Genomic DNA, 20,394 nt, shown 5'->3' with positions numbered 1-20,394 from the left:
TTCAGGTCTTTGCGCAACCCGATTACTTTTTAACTAAACTCACTTTTTTGCCTAAGATGACCAATTTAAGCAGTACCATAGTTTTGGCAATCAACAATAAAAAATTATTCCCAATGTGATAGCTTCCATCATTCATACAGATAATTTGCCTGTTTTTTTCCATTCTCTTGATCCGTCTCTCAATAATTTCATTAGTATTATACCGGCATAATATTTCTTTAAAAGAAAGCCCTTCTTTTGCATTCAATAGCTCCCTTAATAACCTTATTCTTATGGCAGTCTCTCCCAGATTAATAAAAGCAAAATATAAGAACCCTAAACAAAAATATATAATAAAATTAACAGCCGATATGGCTATCACATTACTTAACGCAGCACCGCCTGATAAAAATATCCACACCTCAATTACCAAAATTAAAAAACAGCCTGAAATAAATCCCGCATATTCTGATTTTAACAAACCCAGCCTGGGAATAATTTTATAAAAACTGATCTGTGTAAGTGCATTAAATAATAAAGCTATTATCGGAACCGATAACTGTAAATATCCAATATGCAATTGTCAACCTCCTTCAGGTAATTTTAAAAACCTTCTATACAGCACAAAAACCCGAACAAAAATTATACCTTTTTTCGTAATATAATATTTATCCTTATCGATATACGCCATTTTTTCAAGAACAAGAGCATCGATCCTGGATATTACCAATAAATCATCAGGTAAATTATTCAAAAATTCTTCCTTTTTTACCCCTTTGTTTCCTGCTTTGGAAATTTCTAAAAGCATTAATAAAGACGGGCTATCAGCTTCTATTGCTGAATAGTTCATGATATAAAATAAAGTTAAAGAGATATAAAAAAATCCAATATGAATATATTCATAACCCTGCAAAGATAAACGGCTAAAAAAAATAAAACTAACAAGAAAAACAGAAAAAAACAATTCTAATATTGTTTTTGTATGCCTTTTAGGCAAATGCACTTTCCACACAACCATCTGTAAAATAAACGCTAAACCAAATATCCCTAAACCCAAAAATAGTATTTTCACAACTCCCCTTTTCACATTATTTTTTGAGAAAGAATTAATCAAAGCAGATTCTGTTCACACGACGAATTACTAAATCTAAAAAAAAATGGGCTACAGACAGAAAATTTCTTAACCGAAGTGCTCTTGAAATGCCTGACTTTCTTTCTTGCGCTATAACTGGAATTTCCAAATAACTAAAACCCTGCTCTATTGCTCTAGTAACAATATCTGCCTGGAAACAGAAACCGTTATAACCCGTATGCCAACGCTTCACCAGATAGGTAAGACCCAAGGCACATCCATTATAGTATTTTATTTTATGTCCGCCTATTAAATTTACAAGAATAGTATAAGTCTTTGAAAGCGTCTTTCTAAAAAAAGTACGGCCTTCTGCTTTAACGTGATACGGTATAATTAAATCGGCTTTGCCAAATAAACTGAAAATTTTTTCCAAGGTCTCTTTTGGCTCGGTATTATCCGCACAAATCAATCTATAATATTTACCTCTGGCTAAAAATGCTCCATCATAATAATTTTGTGCAAGACCGGCATTTTTCTCCCTTACCTTCAAGCTAATACAATAATGCGGGTGTGAGTTAATATAACCCCGTATAAGTTCCTTAGAATTATCATGCGAGGCATCATCAATAACTATAATTTCCCAGGAAAATGGCATCTTACATAAGACAGGAATCAAGGTATCGAATGTGCCAATAATATTCCCCTCCTCATTATAACAGGGTATCATTATAGTAAGATCTTTTTCAAAGCACTGCGGTATATATCTAAGCATTGATTCTGAGTTTAAAATATCATATGACATTATTCACCTCAATTATTCTGTTTGGGGTACACTTCACGCGTCCTTTATCTTTTATGTTGTAAATTTCTTTGCTAAACTTAAGTATTGCTGTCCCCTGCCAAAGGCGGATGCCAATCCACTTGCATGGGAAATTTTAAATTCATCTAAATCTTTGTCAAGTAACAGGCCTATTGCCTCATTTATCGCTTTGTATATTCTTATATCGACGGCTCTTATTAAACCTTTGATTCTTTGTAGTCGCTTAACTATCTCCTTAATACTCTTCTCAGTTAAATCCTGCTCCGCTTTACCGGCGAATTTCCGTAATTCGGATATTTCCTGCGCAAGATTATTATTGGCCTCTTTAGTCCTTATGGTCTCAGGCATATTCCACGACATTAAAACGTGCCTTTTGGCATAAAATTGCTCTAAAAACGAATTACGGCTGTTGAACTCTGTATCCTTATACCAGGAATAATCGGTAAACATTGACGGCGAACTGCCAAGCGGCATAAAATTTTCCCCGAATTCTTCAATACATTCAGCAACGCTAAAAAAATTCCCGTAAATTGCAGGGTTTAAAAAATTATCCGTCACCCAATCCTGTATAGGCCGGGAAGCGAATTTTAAGCTTTTTAGATGGGAGGAGAAAGCACGAGAGAGTAATGTTACCTTTTTTGAAAATTCCTCCGCGTTTTTCTTCTGCAGAAACCTGTGGGCTATCAAGCGCTTCACCAATTCAAAGAAAAAACTCAGTTCATCTACGCATGTGACTACCACAACTCCTCCAAAGTTTACCGAATCCGAAATCTTTGCGATAACTTCATTTCTGCGATAAAGACCCGGAATAAAACCTTCTGCAATAACAACATCATATTTTTTATTTATTTCAAACTCTTCCGCCTTGCAGGGAAATAGTTTCCATCTGTCATCCTTTATTTTATATTTTTTAAATAATATCGGCAGTTCCTCCCGTGCCTTAGGATTAGGCTCTATAAAATCTATGTTAGCACCCCATAAGAATAAAACTAAAGCGTTATAACCACCACCTGGACCAATTTCCAATATGGCTTTATCTTTAAAGGTTACCGGCACAAGTCCAAGCAGTCTATAAAGTTTCTCCCTGCGCAGAAGATGACGCCTAAAGTTCCGGATATCCTGATGAACAGGTGAAATCTTGTATTTAGTATAAAAGGAAATAAATGGGTTAATTACCGAATTAGTCTTCATTTATTGCCTAAACCTCTTTTCGGATTTGTACAAAGCGCAAAAAGATAGTGCGCCATGGGATAAAAACCGGTATGCACTATTTCATCATTCATACTAAATAAAAAAACATGTTCAAAATACCTCATCATGCAATTCTTCAAATCCACTCCTGATTTGCAATTAACATGGCCTTCCTTGCTCCATATAGAAGCATACATTTGGCTCTCTAAAGTCGGCGTACCAATAATACAAACACCGTTTCTTTTTAATGAAGAAACAATATTCTTCAAAAAGTTACTCTCATCACTTTTCTTTATATGCTCCAGCACATCCACAGCATAGATGCCGTCTTTCCTGGGAAAAACCGGGCGTTTCGTTAAATCGGCCATTTCAAAAGTCAATCTTTTGTTTTGTTTTTCTTTACAGCAGTGATCAATAAACAAAGGGTCAAAATCAACGCAGTGCACCTTCTTTACTTCCTGAAGCACTATTTCCGCGCCAAACCCGTCGCCGCAGCCGATTTCTAACACCTCCTTGCAGCCTGAAAGCATTTTTGCCACAAACTTATATCTGGCCAGCATGAATACTAAACGTTTCGGATCAGTCCTCCAGATATGACTGGCATGCATACCAAGTTTTACCGGTCCTAATTTCTGATAATTGTTGAACAGGTTATTAAATTGCGGTTCTTTTGTAGAAAGCATACAGCTTTCCCTTTCTTTGTATATTACGCGGGTTAAACCGCGGTAAAGGTTTTATGGAACTTCTCAACGTTTAAAGAAGAATTCAGCGCGCGTTTTTCTAAAAGCGGCAAACTATTAAAATCTATTCTTTCAATTAAACACTGGTTAAAGTTATATTCTTTTGCAATGTTCTTTGCAAATTCAAACCTGCTTATAATGTTTTTGTCCGCTAAATGATAAAGCCCTGTCAAATCTGCGTTTATCGAGTGGTAGATACCCATAGAGATAATCTCTACATCAGTAGGGTTATAGATTTGATTGTAAGCCCCTGTTACTTTTTTCCCGTCTCTTAGTTTCTCAAAAATTTCTGCAAACATTCCGCCATCGTTTAAATTCCGGCTGTAAACTTTGCTCAGGCGCAAAATCAGGTAATCTTTTAAATTCTTACGCATAAACTCTTCTACCTGAACTTTACAGTCCCCATAATAATTTACCGGATTGGTTTTTTCAGTTTCATCGTAATTGCCTTTGTTACCGTCAAAAACCTGGTCAGAAGAAAGAAAAATCGGTTTAATCTTTCTATCTGCTAAATAACGGATAAGCTCAATATTTTTTTCCACATTGCATCTGTACGCCTCTTGTTTATAACGGAAACAGTCATCAATATTAGTTATTCCCGCAGCTATAACTACATGCGTACAGCCGTTAAAAATAGAAAAATTATCTTCAAACAGGTTCAGTTTAACCAGACCGTCTCTTTTATTCGAGTAGTAACTGCCTATTGTCTGAATTCCGTTACTTTTGAAAAAAACAAACAAATTATAACCAATAAGGCCGGAAGCTCCCAATATTCCGATCATCATACAAACTCTAAATGCCCCTCTTCTGTGTTCAAATATTCAAGAATCATTTTATTTTTTTCGTTTGCAACACAATGATGGTTGCAAACTTTCGAAGGATTAATTTTAAAGAACTGGTTTTTATCGCCAAACCAGAAGTCTTTAAACGACTGGTTTTTAATAGAGCCAATCAAACCTTCATCCAGATTATACGCTTTATCCTGGCATGGATAGATGTTTAGATCCGCGCCGATAACAGGAAGAACCTGTTGATAAGGGCACCAGTTGTAATCTTTGGCGAATTTTTCCTCCAGCAAATGATATGAATCAAAAATCTCAAAATCTTTACTTGAAAAATCGCTTACTGACCGGGAAACCTTTTCTTTTACCGTATCGAATATTGCTCTATGATAGGCATTGTTTTCTTTGCCGCTATTACTTATTATACAAGGAGAAACCTTAATGCTATTGACGCCGATAGAGCTTATCTTCTTGATAAAATCATAAATATGGGGTGCATTATCTTTATCCACAATAAGGCTGACCCCCAAATTACAGTTCCCTCTTAATTGCTGAAAATGCCGCATATTATCTACAATCTTGGTGAACTCTTTATCACTGACCCTGCGATAAAGGCGGTAACTTGCATCGTCCCAGCCGTCCATAGAAATTCTTAGCCACGTCGCGTGACGCGCAAAAACTTCCGCCAGTTCTCCAGTCAACAATGAACCATTTGTAAGGCAGGCGAATTTAATTTTGGCCTTTATTAACTCCTTTACTGTTTCTAATAAATAGGGGTAGCAAAACGGTTCTCCGCCACCGCTGAACGTTACCGCCTTTACGTTCATATCGCGCATATCTCTTACTATTTCCAGCATTTTCTCCTTAGGAATATAATCTCTTGTTACCATATCTTTGCCAAGCTGTAAATTATCCACCCGATAAGCGCAATAGCGGCAGTTATGATTGCAAACATTGGTCGGCTTAATACGGATATGAATGGGAGACAAAATCCTTTTTCCCTCTGGCAAAGAGTCTAACTTTTCCTTATAGTGAAAGACCTTCATTTTTGTATATTTCAAACCCATGTTTTACCCTTTAAAAATTATTATCATTAAAACCAGCCCGATATGGCGGCAGTTTGTTCAAAAAGGCCAAGATGCAAGGCGTGTGCAAGTGACCACGGAGGCGTATGTTATGTATACGCCGCACAAGGGAACGTAGCGCACAACGCAGCAGATTGGACTTTTTCAGCAAACTGTTAATCAAAAAATATGAACTCGTAATCACCTGTATAGCCAAATTCACCAAACAACCACACCCATTCTTTTGTGTTAAAAAAAGCCTGGCAGGTCAAAGCCCAACACTGCAAATTAAACAATTCTTCGTCGGTCCTGTAGCTTTCCACTACTATGTATTTATTCGTGCCGACGCGTTCAATTTCTTTTAAGGCATTTTTTAAGTCATAAACAGCTAAATTGTGTAAAGTGGTTACAGAAATTACCAGGTCAAATTCCTTATCGTTAAAGGGATATTTATTTTGGGCCTTATGCACAAATAAATTTTTTCTTACTTCAGGTTTGCAATTGCGAATCGCATATTTAGAGATATCAAAACCGAAAATTTGAAGTCCAGGTATCAGTTTTTTAAACTCATAAAGCAAAAATCCTTTGCCGCAGCCTACATCTAAAATTCTGGCATCCTTTTTTAGTTTATAAGTCTGGATTAATTTCCTGGCTACACTTCCCCACCGCCCGTCATAGACATATCCGCCATAACCAAATTGCCTTGGGCCGTCCCAATAATCCCTGCCGTATTCCTTCGCCACTTTCATACAATAGACTTTATCATTAATCATCCTGGCCAGATAGTCTCTTTTGGTTTTCTTGTGCAATGCCGTAATGATATTTAGTGGATTTTTCACCCAGCACCTCTTAAAGAATTATATATTCTATTTTTTAGGGTTCATTTTAGTGATTTTTTATCTTCAATAAGTGTCTTTGATTCTCTAATGATATCTTCTTTGGACAAGCCGTTAATTTCTTTCATTTCATTATAAGAACCATATCCTGAAGGGAAAACCCCTTTCAAACCTAAGCGCTTAAAACAAATAGGAATCTTAGCTTCTTCCAAGACTACTTCAGATACTGCGCTGCCTAATCCACCATAGATGGTATGCTCTTCGACAGTAAGAATCGCTTTTGTTTCGAAAGCGGCACGCAGAATTGTTTCTTTATCAATGGGCTTTATGGTGTGCATATTTATTAACCTCACCGAAACACCTAAATCTTCTAATTTTTCAACTGCTTTTAAAACTTCATAGATTATACCACCTGTTGCAACAATTGAAACATCTCTGCCTTTTCTCAGAGTAACTGCACAGCCAACCCTAAAATCATAATCCTCTGTATATATATCAGGGGTACCGCCTGCGGACAGACGTATATAAACCGGGCCGAAGTGCCCGGCTGCTGCAAAGGTGGCTTTTCTGGCCTCCAAAGGATCCGCGGGAGAAAAAATTATCATTTCCGGCAAAGAGCGCATCAATGCAATATCCTCAACAGAGTGATGGGTAGGCCCCAAATTACTATAAATAAATCCCGCTCCGATGCCGACTAATTTAACATTCATCCGCTGTAAACACACATCGTTTCTCACCTGTTCAAAAGGACGCATCGTAATAAAATTAGATATAGTATAAGCAAAAGGTATTTTGCCGCAAGAAGCCAAACCCGCCGCGACACTTATCATATTGGCTTCCGAAATACCAAAATTTAAAAACTGTTCCGGAAAGTCTCTGCAAAATTGATCATAAACTATTGCTCCGTTATCAGCAACGAGGGCAAGTATACGTTTATCCGCTTTTGCTAAATCATATAAAGTCGATATGTAAGCATTTCGCATTATGGCTCATCCTGCAGGTCTTCCAGATTAAGGTCTTTGCATGCGATTTTTAATTCTTCATGATTAGGCATGCGATAATGCCAAATTGCCACATTCTCCATAAAAGAAATCCCTTTCCCCTTTATGGTATGGGCAATGATTAAACTAGGCTTTCCTTTAACAAAAGGGACGCAGCCTAAAACCTCTTGCAGCTGTGTAACATTATGGCCATCAACTTCTTTAACTTCCCAGCCAAAGGCCGTCCATTTAGCTGCCAAAGGTTCAAGCGAAACAATTTTGTCAAGCCTGTCAAGCGCCTGGATTTTATTGTAATCAATTATGGCAACCAGGTTATCCAATTTATGCTGGGGCGCGAACATTGCCGTTTCCCAAATAGAACCTTCCTGGCATTCACCGTCACCTAAAAGAACAAAAACCCTGAAATCTTTTTTATCCAATTTTCCCGCCAGGGCAATTCCTGTCCCGAAACAAAAACCGTGCCCCAAAGAACCGGTAGAAGCCTCAATCCCAGGTACTTTGTGCATATCAGGATGACCTCCTAAAATGCTGCCCGCTTTGCCGAATCTATCAAGTTCTTCTTTAGGGAAAAATCCACAATCAGCTAGTATTGCATACAAAGAAACTCCGGCATGCCCTTTACTCAAAATAAAACGGTCCCTCTCTGAAGCCATAGGCTCTTTAGGGCTGATACGTAAAATCCCATTATAAAGGACTTCCAGTATTTCTATAATAGAGAGCGATCCTGCGATATGGCCGCCCCCGCTTAAACAAATAGTCTTAAATACTACTTTCCTTAGTTCCTCCGCTTTCTTTTCTAAATCAATCGGCTTAGCTTTCATATTAAGATAACACTACATCCAATTATTCGACGTCCCGCATGGGTTAAATACTTTTGTAAAGTGTTTGAAATTTCAAACACCTGCATGGTTTATTATTTAGTATTTGATTATAGCAAAGCTTGTTTTTTTTGTCAAGAAAGATGTATTAACGGGTATTTAAGAATTAAAATGGACACTCAAAAATCAGGAAACAAAATAGGCGGCCAAGGCGGTGGGGACTTTTTTTTACGAAAGCCCGGTTAAATAAAATTTACATGTTCAGAAGGATGTGTCAGATCCCAAAGATATCTATTCACTTCATCCATCCTGCAATTAACCCTGCATTTATCAGTATTTAAATCCTGTGATGCCCAGCGCACAAGTTCATTGCGCTTTTCGCTCTCCCATATATCTTTAAAAGTATTTTCATAAATGTTTCCGAGATAGAACTTGTTTTTGGTTAAATACATGCTGCATGCCCAGACATCCCCCCCTGCATCGATATATGCCCAGAAGGTAAGCGCCAGACAATGTTTATAATTTTTCCGAGCTTCATCCCACTTCTGCATCGAATATATTCTAAATATTACACTAAAATCCCTTGTATTGTATTTCTTAAGCCTGGAAGCTAAATCAAGATATTTACTGTATTTAATATCTTTAAATTTACTAGTCTCGCTTAAGGGATGATGTGAATAGGGTTTCACCACGAGATAATCCATGCCGATAGACCTGGCCTTTTTAGCCAATAACTCTATTTCATTGTAATTATCCGGCAAAAGGATAATTTGCATGCCAAGGGTACAGTTATATTTTTTCTTTTTGCGTATCTCATCGGCATAAGCCATATTTTTGAAAACCTTATCCAAATCTTCCGGTCTTGTATGGTGGATTTTCGCGTAGGTGTCTTTTTTGGCGGCATTAATACTTACTTTAATCCAGGTAATGTATGCCAGAGTTTTTTCAGCTAAATCCTGATTAAAAAGCACCCCGTTTGTTGTTATTGCAATATCGATACCTGATTTTTTGGTAAAAGCGATTATATCTGCGATATCTTTATGTAAAAATGGCTCTCCCTCGCCGGCATACATAATGCTTTTTACTCCAAGTCTGCCCATTTCCTTTAATCTTTGTTTAAAAACACCGGTATCTAAAAACCTGCGCCGGTATTTCATAAAATCCTTCCCGCAAAATATACAGCGGTGATTGCAGCACCCGGCAGGAGAAATTTCCATATAGATTGGATAAACCGTCTTTCCTTTCAGCCAATCACTGACCCGGTCAATATGATACATTAATTTATGGCTGTCAATTCTATATTTATCCACGCTTTTCCTGCTCCTTGTATAAAATATCTATCACCGCATGACAAATTGCCATGTGTGTAACCTCCACATCCCCATAGGATGAAGATGGAAGATAAAAGTTTATGTCCCCCATTTCCCTTAAAGGATTGTCCGGAGAAAAACCCGATAAGCCGGCTATAAAACACCCCTTCTTACGTGCCATAGACACTGCATTTAGAATGTTCTTCGACTTTCCTGAACTGCTGATGGCGAAAAGAACATCGCCTTTATCAGCCAATATTCCTATAGGTGCAGAAAAAACATTTTCATATCCTAAATCATTGCTTAAGCAAGTAAGCAGACTTGCATCAGTAAAGGCAAGAGCAGGAATTTTAATGTTCTTCAGAAAATCCGTAGCCATATGGCTGGCGATAGACGCGCTCCCGCCGTTTCCGATAATAATAATCTTATTTCCCTGTTTGGCGCGCTTTAGTATGGTCTTTGAAACGCTGGATACAGCATTTACAAAATTTATAACTTTTTGTTCACGGTCCGTTACTTCTATGCTTAAGAATAAATCACCCAGTGCAGTTAATGGATTTTTCCCCACCCGGCTCTTCCTCCTGTCTTATTTCTAAATTCCGGCATTTCCCTTAATCCCCTTTTATTCCCAAGAAGATCAGGGTTCATTTTAAAAGTGTAGTTATATATTTAAATAAAGGTATTGGTTCAACCGAAGACCGGTTGCCAACAATTAATACTTTAAGTGCACCTACGGCATTACCCACGAAACCCGTAATATCCATGGGACTATTATTACAGGCGCAAGGGGCTGCGATTGAAAAAAAAGCATCCCCGGCGCCGATTCTGTCAACAACATCTTTTGAAAAAACCGGAATTTCGCAAAATCCTTCTTTCTCGGAATATGCAAGCGAGCCCTTATGCCCCCGGGTAATTATAATCTTATCACAATTCGTCTTTTTGCTCAAATCCACTATCAAGCGCTCGATATTGGAAGTTTTATCATGGCATGCAAGCCTTGCCTCCGGCTCATCTATACAAATAAAATCCGCCTTGTTGACCTTTGTAATAAGATTAAACCCCAAATTAGCGCTATTAGTTTGCACATTAACCGCAAAGAATTTGGCCTTTTCACTCAATAATTTGGTTATTTTAGGGGTAACCATTCCATGCCCGAAATCTGTTACCAAAACCATATCATAATTTTTTATTGTTTTGTTTATATTATCACAAATATCATCTTCTATTTCTTTAGGCATAGGCATTAAATCTTCCAAAAAACAAATCTCAAAAAGTTTAGTAACAAAAGACGGATCGACAAACCTGCGCTTTACTACAGTAGGCACATCTTTACGAAAATAAAAAACCTGTTTAATATTCGGTTTAAGATGGCTGGTTATAAAATCATTGTAATTGTTTTTTAATCCTATACAGCTAAGCAGAGTTACATCTTCGCAAAAACCCGCTATGTGGTTTGCCGCGGCCAACACCCCGCCAGCGAAAACTTCGGCATTCAAAAATTTAGTAGCAATAATATAATCCTTCTGTGACTTACCCATACCGACACAATAGTGGTATTCATCAATGATAATATCGCCAACTATTAAAACTTTCAATTTCTTCACACTTTTAATCCGTTCAATTATATTATCCGCTGAATATCGTTTTCTAAAATTATGGAAAAATTCTCTCGCTTCTTGCGGATAAGGCGAAAGAAACATGTTAATAAGTGAAGTGGAGCTGAAAGACGCTTCATCGGTAAAATGAAGCATGCCCCCGACTGACTTTACAGCCTCCTCTTCTTCATATATCTTACCCGTAATATCACCATCTTTATTGGAATAATCGCTGCCTTTAACATATAAATCTGGTTTAATAATTTTAATTGCCTCTGTTGCCGCAGGCCATTCATTTATCGCCACATAATCAACACACTCCAATGCGGCGATGCTGTCAGCGCGAAGATGATGATTAAATATTGGCCTGCCCGGCCCCTTGTTTACATACTCATCTTTTGTCAAAGTAACCACGAGAATGTCACCCTTCCTTTTTGCCGCCTGAAAATGTTTAATGTGTCCGGGATGCAAGAGATCAAAACAGCCGTGGCAATGTACTATTTTTTTGCCTTTTTTCCTCAAGTCTTCCAGAATTATTCCAAGATCACGAATCGTTTTTATTTTTGAATGTTGTTCTTTTTTCATTTTTCTAAATATTTAAACCAGTCTTTGGTAGCTGTTTCTATTTTCTCGGCTGTCCATACAGGAGCATTTCTCCAGTTGCCAATATTGTTAAGGATTATTTCTACACCTTTTTCAAATGTAACCTCGGGTTTCCAGCCAAGTAGTCTTTTTATCTTATTAATATCTGCAAATGTACAATCCGGCTCACCCGGCCTTTTGGGAATATATGTTACTTCTCCCTCTAAAAGTTCAACCAGCCTGGTAATACTGTAGGTTCCTCCTGAACCGACGTTAATCGCTTCTTGGCGGCAATCAGAATTTGCCGCCATAAAAAATGCATTAGCTACATCGGTAACAAAAATAAAATCCCGCGTTTGATTGCCATCTCCCACAACAGTAAAAGGCTTACTATTTAACTTCTGGGCTAAGAACACCCCGAACACGGCCCCATAAGTGCCTGTAGTTCTTGAACGCAGCCCATAAGCATTAAAGAGCCTGAGAGACACTACCGGAAGATCGTAAACCCTGCCCCAATGAAATACAGCTTGTTCGCCTGAATATTTCGTGAAGGCATACGGATATTGCGGTTGTATATCGGCATTTTCAGAAGTGGGAAATTCCTTTGGAATTCCATAACAAGATGAAGAAGCTGCATAAATAAACCTCTTAACACCAGCTAACCTGGATGCTTCCAATACATTTACTGTCCCCAACACATTAGAATTAAAATATTTCAATGGGAAATTTATTGATGGAACAATATCAGCCAGGGCAGCAAGATGGAAAACCCAATCTATATCTTTAAAATACGGTTTTATTTGTTCATAATTGCTTATATCTGCCGTTGCTATTAACAGATTAGGATTTTTTTTAAGGTGGCTTAAATTTTCCGGATTCCCTGTTGAAAAATTATCAATAACAGTTACATGACACTTATTTTCCAAAAGAGTCTCTACAACATGGCTTCCTATAAAACCCGCTCCTCCCGTAACTAATGTTCTCATTTTCCCTTTCCCTGCTAAAACTCCAGTCAAACGGTATAACGAAACCGGCTTATGAAACAACTTCTAATCATTTAATAAACAGACCTATATTGTTATCCGGACTTATAAGAGATAGTTTAAAATTAGTTTGAACAAAATTCCAAATTGTTTTATTTTCAATATTTACATCTAAAAACACTTTTTTACATAAATTACTTCCCAAATAATCCAATACATCTTTTTCCTGACTAACCATAACGATATTGCGTGGTTCACTCTTTATTGGAGTGATTGTCCGGGATTCCAGATAATATATCGCTGACAAATTTGAAAGCAACAAAATTTCTTCACCTCTTTTTGTATTGTTCTTTATAAACTCAGCGCTTCTTTTAACAGGTGTATTTTCACCTCTAAGAGAAATCATCACCCTTTCTTTCAAAGTTGTAAAAATTATTTTATAATTCTTTATAAAACTCATTGAGAAAAAAATCATAAAAAAAATTATATAATTCAATGCTACGAAATTAAATACATTTCTGTCACGCTTATATTTTTCAAGCAGGGCATCCGCAAAAACAGCCAACAACACAATTGCAGGATAGCATATCCCCGTCATGTTAAAATCATGGCTTCTTCCCTGATAATATGAAAACACACCGACACCAAGAATAGACAGATTAAAAATCATAGATACCTTCAGCGAGTTTTTTCCCTGCAAAAGATTAATTAAGGATATTGCAAGCCCTACCAGATACACTATAGCAACGAGATTCCATGGATGGATTAAAGGCATAGGCAGCATCCCGAAACCAAAGACGTAATACATCCTCTGGTATAACAAAAATTCTTTATACATGGGCAGGTGCCCATATCTTAAATACATATATGATGTGAAGAAAGCAATAGTCAGAAAAAATATTATAATCCAGTTCGCTATATGAAAAATAATTTTTTTAACATCCCTGCTGCATATTCCTTCATAAATTAACGTAATTAACCATGTTAAATAAACCACAAAACCGGTATCAAAATTCCAAAGTATAGAAATTGAATATGCAACAAACGACATATAATATATTTTTTTGCTTGATGTTTTTAAATAATAATAGGTAAAATAAATGGAAAATACCGGGAATAAAAATCTTATCGGGAAAAACTGAAAATAAGGATCAATCATTGAAGGATACCAGTTGTACATAAATATAACTCTGCCATAAGTGGCAATCAGCCAAATCGAAGTGATAAAACCCAGATACGCGATTATTTTATTATCAACTAATTTTTTAAAAATCAAATAAAACAAAACCAGCGATATTCCCATTAAAAGGCCCATAATCAACGTAAATTTGAATACATTTAATCCTATTATTCTCCATACAGGCTCTAAAAGATGAGGATAAAACCCATATTGAGATACAAGATTATATAATATTTGTTTGCCTAAAAAAACCTGGACAACAGAATGAAATACCCCTTCTAAATGCGCCCTATAAGTCCCCATATCCCTTACCAGGCTAATGCCATAAACATTTATTAAAACCGCATAAAGTATAATTATCCAACATATCGAATTAGTTAAAAATAAAATAGTTTTTGAAAGAAATTTAGAAATATAATTTTTTTGTGCATTTAAAATTAATAAATTCATTAAAAAACTTATAACAGCAATGGAAAAAATACTTTTTACCCCGGGCCTAATGCTGGTTTGAAAATAAAAGAACTGGTTCTTTTTATTTGATACCCATGTTAAATATGCTATCATGCCAAGAAAAACAATAAACAGAACATTATAGCTATACTTTATTACCGATAAATCAGTGATATTTTTAAAAATATAATTAAAAAGACAGATAAATATAAGCAATAAAACCGGCAGTAAAACAATCCCGGTTAAAAACATGGTCCTTTCCATAGGTTCGGGATAAATATCCTTCAGTACTGAAGGAATAAATATTTTTTCTATCTCTGCCATATCTATCATTGAGGGATTTATAAAATTTACAATTATGGGGATCATAAGCCAGGCAAATACTATTGAAAAAAATAAGGCTGAAATCCCTGAAATATAATTTTTATAATCTACATTGTATCCATGGTCTGTTTCTTCATTTTTTGATATATTTTTTTCTGTATCTTTCATAATAAAATTCAGCTGAAATATCTTTTATACCATTCAATTGTTTCTTTAAATCCTTCCTTCAATGTGTATTTTGGTTTCCATCCCAGAAGTCTTCTGGCTTTTGAAGAATCTAAAAATTGGTCTTTTATCTCATATTTTGCTTTGTTTAAAACCCTATAATTTAATTTCTGTTTTGTTAATGCTGATATTATCTCTAAAAGCTTTATTACTGCCAGAGGATTTTCATCGCTGAAGTTAAAAACTTCTCCCTGCAATTTCTTTTTCTTCATTTTTTCCGCAAGCATAACATATCCGTTTACAATATCATCCACATAAACATAATCTCTGGTAAATCTGCCATCGCTTCTAATCAATAAAGTTTCACCTGTAATTAAACATCTTATTGCATCCGGAATTATTCTTGAAAAATTAAAATCACCCGGGCCGTATATATTGCCACAGCGTGTGACCGCAACAGGTAAATTATAAGTGTGATAATAAGCGTAAGCAATTAAATCTGCACAGCTTTTGGATACATCGTAAGGATGATTACCGATTAAAGGAGCATCCTCCTTATAGGGAAGCTTTTTGTGGCTGCCATATGCTTTGTCGCTTGATGCAATAATAATTGTCCCGACTTTTCCATACTGCCTGCATGCTTCTAAAATATTCCAGGTACCTTCAATATTTGAAGAAAATGTTTTTAAAGGATCTTTTAATGCCCTTTCAACAATTGCCTCCGCCGCGAGATGAAAAATAATTTCAATTTTATATTTCGAAATAATTTCCTTTAAAAAATCAAAATCGGAAATATTACCTTTTATTACAGTTATTTTGTCATAGTCATTTTCTGTAAGAATTGTTTTATCCCGTCTAACATCTATGTCAATTCCAATAATCCTGGCTTTATTATTCAATAACCATTTAGTGAGGTTTGACCCTAAAAATCCTTCATAACCGGTAACCAAAATCCTCTTGTTTTTCCAAAAGTTGTTCATAAAAAAATTTAATTTTTATTCCCAAAGCTTCCATAAGGCTTTATTTGACTGCCATAGCTGTTCTAATTCGTTTTTATCCCTCAGTGTATCCATGGGTTTCCAAAAACCTGAATGCTTATAGGCAACTACCTGGCTATTTTTTGCAAGGCTCTCCAATGGTTCTTTCTCCCACCATGTATAGTCACCTTTTATATAACCGAATATTTCCGGTTCCAGCACAAAAAAGCCGGCATTTATCCAATTATCAGTTATCTCTGGTTTTTCATTAAACGAATTTAAAATATTACTTTTATCCTTTTTAATATCCAAAATCCCAAACCGTTCTGAGGCTTTGACCGCAGTCAGGGTGACGTATTTTTTACTTTTTTTATGATTTTTAACTAATTCTTTAATATTTACATTTCCCACACCATCTCCGTAAGTCATCATAAAGCTTTCATTTTTTATATAACTTTGAATCCTTTTTAACCTGCCGCCTGTAAATGTATCAAATCCGGTATTTACCAGGGTTATTTTCCATGGTTCAGACAAGGTGTTATGAATTATTGTTTTATTATTAACCAAATCAATTGTTATATCACTCATATGTGAAAAATAATGAGAAAAATATTCTTTAATCATATAACCCTTATATCCCAGGCAGATAATGAATTCATTATAACCATAATGTGAATATATTTTCATGATATGCCATAGTATTGGTTTCCCGCCGATTTCAATCATTGGTTTGGGAACCATGCCGGTCTCTTCACTAAGTCTTGTTCCTCTTCCACCTGCAAGAATCACCACTTTCATATGTATTTTCCTTGATTGGATTTTTCCCGGATAAAACTATCTAACATTGGCTTTTTAAAAAACCTCATATATATCGCAAAAACAAGATATTATATCAAACATTAAACTTATTGACAATAAAATATTTCATTCATTTCCCATTTGTTTTTTAAAATTCTCTTCCCTGTCAATACTCTCTTTTTTAATATCTTCGATATTATTTTTCATTTGCCGCCCCTGTTTGACCGCCCGGTTTCCTGTAAATTCATCTATTACTTCATTTGCGGCCTTTTTTGTTTCACCGCCTTTACACCCGACGGCGGCAGTAATAACGCTTAAAATCATAAAAAAAACTGTGATAATACAATACCAGCTTTTTTTTACCATTTTAAATCCTCCTTTTGCAAAATTTTACCTATATTTAATTTTATACCATAAAATAATCAATGAAAATCCCAGTGTGAAAAAATTGGCAATTATTACCGGCATGGATTGCAAATAAATTCCAAAAATTAACCATAATATGACGCCTATGCAAAACATAATGAACATTACAAGGGAAAGGTCATGGGTTGACTTAGTCTTTATAACCTTTATGACTTGCGGCAAAAAGGCTATTGTTGTAAGAAAACCGGCAAATCCTCCGAGAATATCAATAAAAAGCGGGTATTTTTGCATATGCATATGTTGATATTTTATAACTTTTTCATTTGTTTGTCGATAAAATAACTGGTTTTTCACAAAATATAGAAAAATCGTTTAAAATAAGGTATAATTATAGTTATTATGGAGGTTGTTGAACAAAAACGCTACAAAAATATCAAGTCAATATTGTTTATCATTTTAATTCTAAACTGGCTGGTTGCGTTGGCAAAAATACTTTATGGAATTTATACCCAATGCATAAGCATGACCGCTGACGGATTTCACTCATTGACTGACGGCGCGTCAAACATTATAGGGCTTATAGGAATCACCATTGCATCCAAACCAAAGGACAAAGAACATCCGTACGGCCATAAAAAATATGAAACACTCGCTTCTTTAAGCATTGCCGCATTATTGGCAGTTGTCTGTTTTAACCTGATAAAAGGGAGTATACTGCGTTTTCTGAATCCGGCTGTTCCTAAGGCGGATATAAAAAGTTTTATTATAATAACCGGCACGATGCTAATCAATTTTTTAGTCATGAAATATGAATATAAAAAAGGTGAAGATTTGAAAAGTGATATACTTATTTCAGATTCACTGCACACAAAATCAGACATATTTACATCATTATCCGTGCTTGTTACGTTAATTGCAATAAAATTGGGTTTTCCGGTTCTGGACCCTATTGCAACAATTATCATCTCATTATTTATCGCGGGCGCGGCTTATGAAATAATAAAAGGCGGTTCGGACATATTATGCGATACCGCACCGATCGACGAGAAAAAAATAAAAAATATTGTTTTAAACATTACAGGGGTAAAAACATGCCATAAGATAAGAACACGCGGCAGGCCTGACGATATACACCTGGACCTGCACGTCCAGATAAACCCGGATACACAGATGGATAAAGCGCATGAAATAAGCAATTCTATTGAATCAACAATCAAAACCAATATAAAAGAAATAACAGATGTGGTTGTCCATATGGAACCGGTAGAAAAATATAAGTGAGGGGGCGGGGAGTTTCGACCACTCACTTATTTGAAAAAGCAAAATATCAGGACGGCATAATGGATAAATTTGAAATCCTTTTCGGTATAAAAAAGTCATGTATAAAAGAAAACTGCGTCCTGATGCCTTTCGTTGCAAAATACATATTAAAAAACTTAAATATAACTGATTTTAAAAAAGGCAAAATATATTCTTCCGCGGACGCCCCTGGTTTTACAATTATACAAACCGGGATCGGCCCGGGTTTCACCGGTGACGCAGTATTATTTCTAAAAGATACCGCGTGCAAAAATATAATCCTTTTTGGCTCATGCGGACTTTTGGAGGAAAAGGACAGACTATCAGTTGGAAGCTTAGTAAGCCCCTCGAAGTGTTATTCACACGAAAGTTTCAGCAGTATGTTATTAAACCCTTGCGCGGAGGATAAAATTTTCTACCCTGATAAAACACTTTTTGAAAAGATCATTAAACAAAATATTGAAATAAAAAATGTGGCCTGCGCCACAGTGTCTTCACTTAAGCTTGAAGAGGAAAATATAAATTTATTCAGGAACAAAAATATTGATGTTTTCGATATGGAGTGCTCGGCTTTGTTTTCAGCAGGCAATCACGCGGGGATTAAAACCGCGGCGTTATTTTATATCAGTGATATAATAAACGATAAACCTTTTTACATGAATATGGACAATGACTTAAAACTTAAAATATCCGGTTCAATAAACAAGGCGATTGCCATATTGACGGAAATTTTATAATATGCCTAAGAATAATATTGGTAAAATTTTACAACTTCTTAAGAAAGAATATCCCGGGGCAAAAACCGCGCTTGACTTCGGAAACCCGCTGGAAATACTGGTTTCAACGATACTTTCCGCGCAGTGCACAGACGCACGGGTAAATATAGTCACTAAAAAACTTTTCAAAAAGTATAAAAAAGTCGAAGACTACGCGAACGCGGATTTAAAAACATTCGAGCAGGAAATACGCTCTACGGGATTTTACCACAACAAGGCGAAAAATATAATCGCTTCATGCCAAAAAATCCTGAAAGAATTTAACGGCAAAGTCCCAGCCTCTATGGACGAATTGATTCAATTGCCCGGTGTCGCGCGGAAAACCGCGAATATCGTATTGTTCAACGGATTTGGTAAAATTGAGGGTATCGCTGTTGACACGCATGTATCAAGGTTAAGCCAAAGGCTTGGATTGAGCAAAAATATTGACCCCAATAAAATCGAACAGGATTTAATGAAACTCCTGGACAAGAAAGAATGGGGTGATTTTTCAAACCTTTTGATCGAGCATGGAAGGAAAATCTGTAACGCAAAAAAACCAAACCACGGGGAATGCGTATTATACGATTTATGCCCGTCGAAAAATATTACTTAACCTTCTCCCATCTTTCAAATGTCCATGCGGGATCTTTGTAAATTACAAGAGTGATCCATAATAAATTAAAAGGTAATACACTATAAATTGTACTTGCTAAAAGATCTTCAATTCTAACATTTCTGATTATTTTTTTTACAAGTAATATTTTTATGAAGGCCAGGATAATACTTATAAGAAACGTCAGCAGGTAAATGATGGTTTTTTTATATTTTGTAAGAAATCTTCTGGAGAAATAAACTAAATGCGTAAATACACTAAACCTTACACAAGCGTAATTTTTTGAAATAAAAGCGAAAAAGGACTTGAAATGCCCAATTCTATTGGTTAAAATGATTTTATCACAAAACATAACAACCAAAAAAAAGGGCATTTCAAGTGAATAAAAAATCTAAAGGAAAATATAGCAAAATACTAAGGAATCGTCAACAACAAATTGGACACCGATTAAGAAAAAAACAATGGAAAGATCAACCCGATCCGGTCATGAAGGGCAGCAACATACACTATGAAATGAGCGGGAAAATTCAAGCGATAAACTGTGGGGGAATAGGAGTCCTTCACCAAATGGTAAAAAAGATGGGACTGGTAAAAGAAATCGACTCAAATCTAAAATTATTAAAAACACATGTCCCGTATCATGAATCGGATCATGTGCTGAATATCGCCTATAACATATTGGCGGGTGGTG

Annotated in this window: 23 protein-coding genes; 4 read left to right on the top strand and 19 right to left on the bottom strand. The window is 35.9% G+C overall.

All coding sequences use genetic code 11. The features are described from left to right. Positions 1–22: 22 nt before the first annotated feature. The 19 genes from AB1498_06555 to AB1498_06465 form a co-directional block, all read right to left on the bottom strand. On the bottom strand, positions 23–559 hold the full coding sequence (locus AB1498_06555; GenBank protein MEW6087951.1) for a hypothetical protein: 537 nt from the start codon (positions 557–559) through the stop codon (positions 23–25). 3 nt (positions 560–562) lie between these two features. After that, complete coding sequence (locus tag AB1498_06550; protein MEW6087950.1) at positions 563–1,051, bottom strand: hypothetical protein; 489 nt, start codon at positions 1,049–1,051, stop codon at positions 563–565. A 34-nt stretch (positions 1,052–1,085) separates the two neighbouring features. Beyond that, positions 1,086–1,853 (bottom strand): glycosyltransferase family 2 protein, encoded by a 768-nt coding sequence (locus tag AB1498_06545; GenBank protein MEW6087949.1) that lies wholly within the window; start codon positions 1,851–1,853, stop codon positions 1,086–1,088. 51 nt (positions 1,854–1,904) lie between these two features. After that, the gene (locus AB1498_06540) at positions 1,905–3,062 is read right to left on the bottom strand and encodes a class I SAM-dependent methyltransferase (protein MEW6087948.1); all 1,158 of its coding nucleotides are present in this window, start codon (positions 3,060–3,062) and stop codon (positions 1,905–1,907) included. Continuing rightward, positions 3,059–3,745 carry a class I SAM-dependent methyltransferase gene (locus tag AB1498_06535; protein MEW6087947.1) on the bottom strand — a complete coding sequence of 229 codons (687 nt, stop codon included), beginning with the start codon at positions 3,743–3,745 and terminating at the stop codon, positions 3,059–3,061. Before AB1498_06535 ends, AB1498_06540 begins: the two co-directional genes overlap by 4 nt. 32 nt (positions 3,746–3,777) lie before the next feature. Further along, positions 3,778–4,587, bottom strand: a complete 810-nt coding sequence (locus tag AB1498_06530) for an SDR family oxidoreductase (protein MEW6087946.1) — start codon at positions 4,585–4,587, stop codon at positions 3,778–3,780. After that, positions 4,584–5,651 (bottom strand): radical SAM protein, encoded by a 1,068-nt coding sequence (locus tag AB1498_06525; GenBank protein MEW6087945.1) that lies wholly within the window; start codon positions 5,649–5,651, stop codon positions 4,584–4,586. The genes AB1498_06530 and AB1498_06525 overlap by 4 nt, the downstream gene beginning before the upstream one ends. Before the next feature lie 173 nt (positions 5,652–5,824). Continuing rightward, entirely contained in the window at positions 5,825–6,487 is a 663-nt protein-coding gene (locus tag AB1498_06520) for a methyltransferase domain-containing protein (protein ID MEW6087944.1), read from the bottom strand. A 41-nt stretch (positions 6,488–6,528) separates the two neighbouring features. Further along, positions 6,529–7,467 carry a transketolase C-terminal domain-containing protein gene (locus tag AB1498_06515; GenBank protein ID MEW6087943.1) on the bottom strand — a complete coding sequence of 313 codons (939 nt, stop codon included), beginning with the start codon at positions 7,465–7,467 and terminating at the stop codon, positions 6,529–6,531. Further along, a complete protein-coding gene (locus AB1498_06510; protein MEW6087942.1) occupies positions 7,467–8,306 on the bottom strand; it encodes a transketolase in 840 nt (279 codons plus the stop codon). Before AB1498_06510 ends, AB1498_06515 begins: the two co-directional genes overlap by 1 nt. Positions 8,307–8,545: 239 nt before the next feature. After that, a complete protein-coding gene (locus AB1498_06505) occupies positions 8,546–9,613 on the bottom strand; it encodes a radical SAM protein (protein ID MEW6087941.1) in 1,068 nt (355 codons plus the stop codon). Beyond that, a complete protein-coding gene (locus AB1498_06500) occupies positions 9,606–10,181 on the bottom strand; it encodes an SIS domain-containing protein (protein MEW6087940.1) in 576 nt (191 codons plus the stop codon). Before AB1498_06500 ends, AB1498_06505 begins: the two co-directional genes overlap by 8 nt. Before the next feature lie 76 nt (positions 10,182–10,257). Beyond that, positions 10,258–11,793, bottom strand: a complete 1,536-nt coding sequence (locus AB1498_06495; GenBank protein ID MEW6087939.1) for a PfkB family carbohydrate kinase — start codon at positions 11,791–11,793, stop codon at positions 10,258–10,260. Then, on the bottom strand, positions 11,790–12,776 hold the full coding sequence (locus AB1498_06490) for an SDR family oxidoreductase (protein MEW6087938.1): 987 nt from the start codon (positions 12,774–12,776) through the stop codon (positions 11,790–11,792). Before AB1498_06490 ends, AB1498_06495 begins: the two co-directional genes overlap by 4 nt. A 67-nt stretch (positions 12,777–12,843) precedes the next feature. Continuing rightward, positions 12,844–14,895, bottom strand: a complete 2,052-nt coding sequence (locus AB1498_06485; protein ID MEW6087937.1) for a hypothetical protein — start codon at positions 14,893–14,895, stop codon at positions 12,844–12,846. An 8-nt stretch (positions 14,896–14,903) separates the two neighbouring features. After that, on the bottom strand, positions 14,904–15,872 hold the full coding sequence (locus AB1498_06480) for a GDP-mannose 4,6-dehydratase (GenBank protein ID MEW6087936.1): 969 nt from the start codon (positions 15,870–15,872) through the stop codon (positions 14,904–14,906). Positions 15,873–15,887: 15 nt separating this feature from the next. Beyond that, positions 15,888–16,667, bottom strand: coding sequence for a glucose-1-phosphate cytidylyltransferase (gene rfbF, locus AB1498_06475; protein MEW6087935.1), 780 nt, complete (start codon positions 16,665–16,667; stop codon positions 15,888–15,890). 126 nt (positions 16,668–16,793) lie between these two features. Then, positions 16,794–17,033 carry a hypothetical protein gene (locus tag AB1498_06470; protein MEW6087934.1) on the bottom strand — a complete coding sequence of 80 codons (240 nt, stop codon included), beginning with the start codon at positions 17,031–17,033 and terminating at the stop codon, positions 16,794–16,796. A gap of 24 nt (positions 17,034–17,057) precedes the next feature. Continuing rightward, positions 17,058–17,324, bottom strand: coding sequence for a SemiSWEET transporter (locus tag AB1498_06465; protein ID MEW6087933.1), 267 nt, complete (start codon positions 17,322–17,324; stop codon positions 17,058–17,060). A 108-nt stretch (positions 17,325–17,432) separates the two neighbouring features. Between AB1498_06465 and AB1498_06460 the strand changes: the two genes are divergently transcribed. From AB1498_06460 to AB1498_06445, 4 genes are all read left to right on the top strand, one after another. Further along, positions 17,433–18,314 (top strand): cation diffusion facilitator family transporter, encoded by an 882-nt coding sequence (locus AB1498_06460; GenBank protein ID MEW6087932.1) that lies wholly within the window; start codon positions 17,433–17,435, stop codon positions 18,312–18,314. Between the two features lie 59 nt (positions 18,315–18,373). Then, positions 18,374–19,069 (top strand): hypothetical protein, encoded by a 696-nt coding sequence (locus tag AB1498_06455; GenBank protein MEW6087931.1) that lies wholly within the window; start codon positions 18,374–18,376, stop codon positions 19,067–19,069. A 1-nt stretch (position 19,070) separates the two neighbouring features. After that, a complete protein-coding gene (nth, locus tag AB1498_06450; GenBank protein ID MEW6087930.1) occupies positions 19,071–19,703 on the top strand; it encodes an endonuclease III in 633 nt (210 codons plus the stop codon). A gap of 378 nt (positions 19,704–20,081) precedes the next feature. Next, the coding region (locus tag AB1498_06445; protein ID MEW6087929.1) for an IS1380 family transposase at positions 20,082–20,394 on the top strand (313 nt) is incomplete at its 3' end.

The sequence above is a fragment of the bacterium genome (genome assembly GCA_040754625.1).
Lineage (GTDB): Bacteria > JACRDZ01 > JAQUKH01 > JAQUKH01 > JAQUKH01 > JAQUKH01.
Note: the sequence above shows the minus strand (reverse complement) of the source record. Positions and strands in the feature narration are given on the sequence as shown.